A 6,620-nucleotide genomic window follows, 5' to 3' on the forward strand; every position below is an offset into this window, starting at 1 on the left:
CGAGCAGCCGCTCGGTGCTGTCGGGGCGGCGGTTGAGGATGACGTCCTCGATGCGCTCGCGCAGCAGCTCGGGCACCTCGTCGTAGACCTCGAGCGCGCCGGCGTTGACGATGCCCATGTCCATGCCGGCGTTGATGGCGTGGTAGAGGAACACCGCGTGGATCGCCTCGCGGACCGGGTTGTTGCCCCGGAACGAGAAGGACACGTTGGACACGCCGCCGGAGATCAGGGCACCGGGCAGGTTGGCCTTGATCCAGCGCGTGGCCTCGATGAAGTCCAGGCCGTAGTTGGCGTGCTCCTCGATGCCCGTCGCGACCGCGAACACGTTGGGGTCGAAGATGATGTCCTCGGGCGGGAAGCCGACCTCGTCGACCAGGATCCGGTAGGCGCGCTCGCAGATCTGCTTGCGGCGCTCCAGGTTGTCGGCCTGGCCGTCCTCGTCGAAGGCCATGACGACGACCGCCGCGCCGTACTTGCGACACAGCCGGGCCTCGCGGACGAACTTCTCCTCGCCCTCCTTCATCGAGATCGAGTTGACGATGGACTTGCCCTGGACGCACTTCAGCCCGGCCTCGATGACTTCCCACTTGGAGGAGTCGATCATGGTCGGCACCCGGCAGATGTCGGGCTCGGTGGCGATGAGCTTCATGAAGCGGTCCATCGCCTCGACGCCGTCGATCATGCCCTCGTCCATGTTGACGTCGATGACCTGGGCGCCGGCCTCGACCTGCTGACGGGCGACGGCCAGCGCCGTGACGTAGTCGCCGGCCTTGATCAGGTTGCGGAAGCGGGCCGAGCCGGTGATGTTGGTGCGCTCGCCGACGTTGACGAACAACGTGTCCTCGACGACCGTGACGGGCTCGAGGCCCGACAGGCGCAGCGCGTGGCTGGCCTCGGTGGGGGTGCGGGGCGTCTTGCCCTCGACGTCACGCGCGATCGACGCGATGTGGGCCGGCGTCGTGCCGCAGCAGCCGCCGACCATGTTGACGAACCCGGCCTCGGCGAATTCGGCGACGATCGCCGAGGTCTCGTCGGGCTCCTCGTCGTACTCGCCGAACGCGTTGGGCAGCCCCGCGTTCGGGTAGCAGCTGACGAACGTGTCCGCGACGCGCGAGATCTCGGCGACGTACGGGCGCATCTCCTTGGCGCCCAGGGCGCAGTTGAGCCCGACCAGCAGCGGGTTGACGTGCCGGACCGAGTGCCAGAACGCCTCGGTGACCTGGCCGGAGAGCGTACGACCCGAGGCGTCGGTGATGGTGCCGGAGATGACGACCGGCCAGCGGCGGCCGTACTCCTCGAACAACGTCTCGACGGCGAAGATCGCGGCCTTGGCGTTGAGCGTGTCGAAGATGGTCTCGATGAAGATGACGTCGGACCCGCCGTCGAGCAGGCCGCGCCCGGCCTCCTTGTAGGCCTCGACGAGCTGGTCGTAGGTCACGTTGCGGGCGCCGGGGTCGTTGACGTCTGGGGAGATCGACGCGGTCCGGGTCGTCGGCCCGAGGGCACCGGCGACGTAGCGCGGCTTGTCGGGCGTCCTCTCGGTGATCTCGTCGCACACCCGGCGGGCGAGCCGCGCCGACTCGGCGTTGAGCTCGTAGGCGAGCTCCTCCATGCCATAGTCGCTGAGCGAGATCCCGTTGGCGTTGAACGTGTTGGTCTCGATCATGTCGGCGCCGGCCTCGAGGTACTCCCGGTGGATGCCGGCGATGATCTCGGGCTGCGTCAGGGTCAGCAGGTCGTTGTTGCCCTGGACGTCGGAGGGCCAGTCCTTGAACCGCTCGCCGCGGTAGCCGGCCTCGTCGGGGCGATCGCGCTGGATCGCCGTGCCCATCGCGCCGTCGAGCACCATGATCCGGCTCCGCAGGAGCTCGGTCAGCGCATCGGTGGCATCGGGACGAAGATCAGGAGCGTGGGTCACAAGCATTCCTCGAGGTGCGATGGACTAAGGAGTGCTGGGGAACTCCAGCCGGCGGCGGGCTCGCGTGGGCCTCGGGGGTTCCCGAACTATGGGCTCCAGTCTCTCACGCGACTCAACATCGGGTGGGAACCGGACACGTGATGGACAACGCGCCCGGACGGCGTTCGTCACGGCTCGTCTACGGTGGGTGAGTGACCTCATACGCCGCCGTCCTGTGGGACCTCGACGGAACGATCGTCGACACCGAGCCGCTCTGGATGGCCGCCGAGCACGAGCTGGCCGCGGCGCACGGGAAGATCTGGACCGAGGAGGACGCCCTCCAGCTCGTCGGCAACTCGCTGCTGACCTCGGGGGAGTACATCCGCACCAAGCTCGAGATCGACATGTCCGCCGAGGCCGTCGTGGACTACCTCGTCGAACGCCTCGCGGCCGCGCTGCGCGAGCACATCGAGTGGCGGCCCGGCGCCCGCGAGCTGATCGAGGCGCTCGATGCCGCCGGCGTGCCGCAGGCCCTCGTGACGATGTCCTACACCTCGATCGCCGACCCGGTCGCCGAGGCGCTGCCGTTCGCGGCCGTCGTGACGGGTGACAAGGTCTCGCGGCCCAAGCCGTTCCCCGATCCGTACCTCCTGGCGGCCGAGCTGCTCGGCGTCGACGCGGCGAAGTGTCTCGCGATCGAGGACTCCGGCACCGGGTCGGCCTCGGCGTCGGCCGCCGGCTGCGACGTCCTGGTCGTCCCGCACTTCGTCAACGTCCCGGAGGCCGAGCGCCGCATCCAGCTCCCGACCCTGGTCGGCCTGACCCCCGACGCGCTCGGCGACCTCTTCGACTGACGGTCGCTCACTCGCCGGGCGGGCGCAGCTGGAGGACCGGCAGGTCCGGGGGAGTGCCGCCGAACTCCGGGCACAGCGCCTGGTGGGCGCACCAGCCGCACAGCCCGCTCCTGCGGGGCGGGAAGTCCCGCAGCTCGATGGCGCGCTCGATCGCTGACCACAGCGCGACGAGCTTCTTCTCCGTCGCGAGCAGGTCCTGCTCGGTGGGCTCGTAGCGCAGGAACGAGCCGTCGCCGAGATACATCAGCTGCAGCAGCGTCGGGATCACGCCGCGGGTGCGCCAGATGACGAGCGCGTAGAACTTCATCTGGAACAACGCCTTGCCCTCGTAGAGAGGACTCACCGCCTTCCCTGTCTTGTAGTCCACCACGCGGATCCGGCCGTCGGGGGCGATGTCGACCCGGTCGATGATCCCGCCGAACGCGACACCGTCGAGCTCGTAGGACACGCGCTCCTCGCGGGAGGCCGGCTCGAGGTAGCGGGGGTCCTCCATCCGGAAGTACGTGGTGAGCAGGTCGACGGCCGACGCCAGCCACTGCGTCTCCTGGACCGCCTGATCCGCGCTGAACAGCGCCGCGAGGCGGGGCTCCTCGGCCCGCAACGCCTCCCAGCGGCTCGGCAGCAGCTCGACGGCGCGGTCGAGCGTCCGGACCGGCGCGGCCTCGCCGAACAGGTCCTCGAGGACCGCGTGCACCAGCGAGCCGCGGACCATGACCGGGTCGGCGGGCTCCGGCAGGCGGTCGATGACCCGGAAGCGATAGAGCAGCGGACAGTTCTGGAAGTCCCCGGCCCGGCTCGGCGACAAGGACCGCCGGTAGGTCAGGGGGGCGGGCGCCTCGGTCATGTCAGAACCCTAGATCGCGGGGCCGACACGACGGACCGGCTGTCCACACCCGATAGGTTGGCTCGGTGAGCTCTTCCCAGCGCGCGGGCACGTGGCGCATCGGCCGCGTCGTCGGTGTCGACCTCCTGATCCGGCCGTCGCTGCTGGTGATGGGGGCGATCCTGGTCATCGTGTTCGCGCCGCGCTACGAGGACCGCTCGGGCACCAGCCCGTACGTCCTGGCGGCCGTCTTCGTCGTCGCGCTGTACGCCTCGGTGCTGGTCCACGAGATCGCCCACGTCCTCGCGGCCCGCGTGTTCGGCATGCGGGTCGACTCCGTGACCCTGCACCTGCTCGGCGGCGAGACCCTCATCGAGGGCGAGAGCCGCACCCCGTGGCAGGAGCTCGCCACGTCGATCGTCGGCCCGCTCGCCTCCCTCGCGATCGGGCTGGTCTCGTTCGCGCTGGCGGACTCGATGGCGATCGGCACCGGCTCGGACATCGTGTGGTCGATCGGCTACGTCAACATCGTCGTCGCGATCTTCAACATGCTGCCGGGGCTTCCCCTGGACGGCGGCCGGGTGTTCAAGGCGATCATCTGGCAGGTCACGGGGCGCGAGGAGACCGGCACCAAGGTCGCGGGATGGATCGGCCGGGCCGCCGCCGTCGCGATCGTGGTCCTCGCCCTGACACGGCTCGGCAGCGACACGGCCTCCTCGGTCGACCTGGCGATCTTCCTCCTGATCGCTTGGTTCCTCTGGCAGGGCTCGAGCGAGGCGCTCCGGCACGCCGGACGATCGGCTCGGATCAACCGGCTCGTCGCGCGGGACATCGGCTTCGCCGGCGCGACCCCGCCGCCCGGCGCCGTGCCGCTGCCGGTCGACCTGCGGGGAGCCGAGCTCCTCAAGGCCATGGCGGCGCGGCCCGCCGAGGCGTACGCGCTCGTCGAGAGCGATGGCACGATCTTTGGCGTCCTGACGGCACGAGCCGTGGACGAGACCTACCGGGAGAACCCACGATGACCTCTTACATGCGCAGCGGACCACTCGAGGTCGGGGAGTGGGTACGCCTCACCGACCCGAAGGGCCGCCGGCACAACATGCAGCTCGAGGCCGGCAAGGAGTTCTCGACCAAGAAGGGCCAGATCCGGCACGACGACATGATCGGGCAGCCCGAGGGCATCGTCATCGAGTCGTCGATGGAGTTCCCCTACCAGGTGTTCCGTCCCCTGCTGTTCGAGTACGTCGTCGCGATGCCGCGCGGCGCCGCGATCATCTATCCCAAGGACGCCGCGCAGATCATCGCGCAGGCCGACATCTACCCGGGTGCCCGGGTCGTCGAGGCCGGCGCGGGCTCGGGGAGCCTGACGGCGTACCTGCTGCGGGCGATCGGGCCGACCGGGACGCTGGGCTCGTACGAGCTGCGTGAGGAGTTCGCCGACAACGTCCTGCGCAACGTGCACGAGGTCGCGGGCGAGGACCTGCCCGGCTGGACCCTGACGGTCGGCGACGTCCGGGAGGTCATCACCGAGACCGAGATCGATCGTCTGATCCTGGACATGGTCGACCCGTGGACATGCATCCCGCTGGCGGTCGAGCGGCTCGCGCCGGGCGGGATCGTGTGCGCGTACGTCGCCACGACGACGCAGCTGTCCCTGTTCGTCGAGACGCTCCGCGCGGACGGCGGCTTCACCGAGCCGCGCGCGTGGGAGACCCTCGAGCGGGAGTGGCACCTCGAGGGCCTCGCGGTCCGCCCCAAGCACACCATGAACGGCCACACCGCGTTCCTCGTGACGGCCCGCCGGATGGCGCCCGGTCACCGCTCGATGGGCACGTCCCGGCGCCCCGCCCCGGGTGCGTACGGACCGGACTACAAGGGGCCCCGCCCCGCCGGCCTCGACGACGCCTGACCGCGGCCCTGCAACCCACCGGCAACGTCACCCGAACGACACTCGCCCGTGTGTCTGAGATGACATTCGAATTGTCGTGGCTGCGGGTAGGGTCATGCGTACGAGCAGGAGGTGTCTGATGAGCGACAACGAGCCCACCAGCATGAGCGGTTCCGACCAGGAAGTGGCCTACTTGCGCGCGGAGGTGGAACATCTCCGACGCCGGCTCGGCATCGAACGGTCCACCGACTCGCGACTGAGCGAGCTCGAGGCCAAGCTCTCGGCCACCAGCAACCAGAACGAGCGCCTGACGTCGACGCTCCGCGAGGCCCGCGACCAGATCGTGACCCTCAAGGAAGAGGTCGACCGGCTGGCCCAGCCGCCGACGGGCTTCGGCACGTTCCTGCAGCGCAACGACGACGACACCGTCGACGTGTTCACCGGCGGGCGCAAGCTGCGCGTCAACGTCAGCCCCGCGGTCGACAAGGACATCCTGCGCAAGGGCCAGGAAGTCATCCTCAACGAGGCGATGAACGTCGTCCTGGCCCTGGAGTTCGAGCAGGTCGGTGAGGTCGTCTCGCTCAAGGAGATCCTCGCCGACGGCGAGCGCGCCCTCGTGATGGGCAACGCCGACGAGGAGCGCGTCGTCCGCCTGGCCGAGCCGCTGATCGGGCTCAAGATCCGTCCCGGCGACTCGCTGCTGCTCGACAGCCGCTCCGGCTACGTCTACGAGCGGGTCCCGAAGTCCGAGGTCGAGGAGCTCGTCCTCGAGGAGGTCCCGGACATCGACTACGAGTCGATCGGCGGCCTGCGCAGCCAGATCGAGTCGATCCGCGACGCCGTCGAGCTGCCCTACCTGCACCCCGAGATCTTCATCGAGCACGAGCTCAAGCCGCCCAAGGGCGTGCTGTTGTACGGCCCTCCCGGCTGCGGCAAGACCATGATCGCCAAGGCGGTCGCGGCATCGCTGGCCAAGAAGGTCTCCGAGCGCACCGGCGAGGAGGGACGCTCGTTCTTCCTCAACATCAAGGGCCCCGAGCTGCTCAACAAGTACGTCGGCGAGACCGAGCGGCACATCCGCCTGGTCTTCCAGCGCGCCCGGGAGAAGGCCAGCGAGGGCACCCCGGTCATCGTGTTCTTCGACGAGATGGACTCGCT

The 6,620-nt window shown here is 69.4% G+C and carries 6 protein-coding genes; 4 read left to right on the forward strand and 2 right to left on the reverse strand.

Translation table 11 applies throughout. The annotated features are described in order from the left end of the window. Positions 1-1,849 (reverse strand): homocysteine S-methyltransferase family protein (locus tag JWQ91_RS02840; RefSeq protein ID WP_366521345.1); only part of this gene is annotated, 1,849 nt, incomplete at its 3' end. Positions 1,850-2,109: 260 nt separating this feature from the next. On the opposite strand from JWQ91_RS02840, the gene JWQ91_RS02845 reads away from it, so the two are divergent. Next, on the forward strand, positions 2,110-2,751 hold the full coding sequence (locus JWQ91_RS02845; RefSeq protein WP_297780549.1) for an HAD family phosphatase: 642 nt from the start codon (positions 2,110-2,112) through the stop codon (positions 2,749-2,751). Positions 2,752-2,758: 7 nt separating this feature from the next. Here JWQ91_RS02845 and JWQ91_RS02850 read toward each other — a convergent pair whose 3' ends face one another. Next, a complete protein-coding gene (locus JWQ91_RS02850) occupies positions 2,759-3,595 on the reverse strand; it encodes a PD-(D/E)XK nuclease family protein (protein WP_297780551.1) in 837 nt (278 codons plus the stop codon). A 65-nt stretch (positions 3,596-3,660) separates the two neighbouring features. On the opposite strand from JWQ91_RS02850, the gene JWQ91_RS02855 reads away from it, so the two are divergent. The 3 genes from JWQ91_RS02855 to JWQ91_RS02865 all read left to right on the forward strand — a co-directional run. Then, positions 3,661-4,596: a site-2 protease family protein gene (locus JWQ91_RS02855; RefSeq protein WP_297780553.1), complete on the forward strand. Its 936-nt coding sequence runs from the start codon at positions 3,661-3,663 to the stop codon at positions 4,594-4,596. Next, entirely contained in the window at positions 4,593-5,483 is an 891-nt protein-coding gene (locus JWQ91_RS02860; RefSeq protein ID WP_297780555.1) for a tRNA (adenine-N1)-methyltransferase, read from the forward strand. Before JWQ91_RS02855 ends, JWQ91_RS02860 begins: the two co-directional genes overlap by 4 nt. Positions 5,484-5,601: 118 nt before the next feature. Continuing rightward, on the forward strand, positions 5,602-6,620 hold a 1,019-nt coding region (locus JWQ91_RS02865; RefSeq protein WP_297780557.1), incomplete at its 3' end, for an AAA family ATPase.

This window comes from Aeromicrobium sp. (genome assembly GCF_025965075.1).
GTDB lineage: Bacteria > Actinomycetota > Actinomycetes > Propionibacteriales > Nocardioidaceae > Aeromicrobium.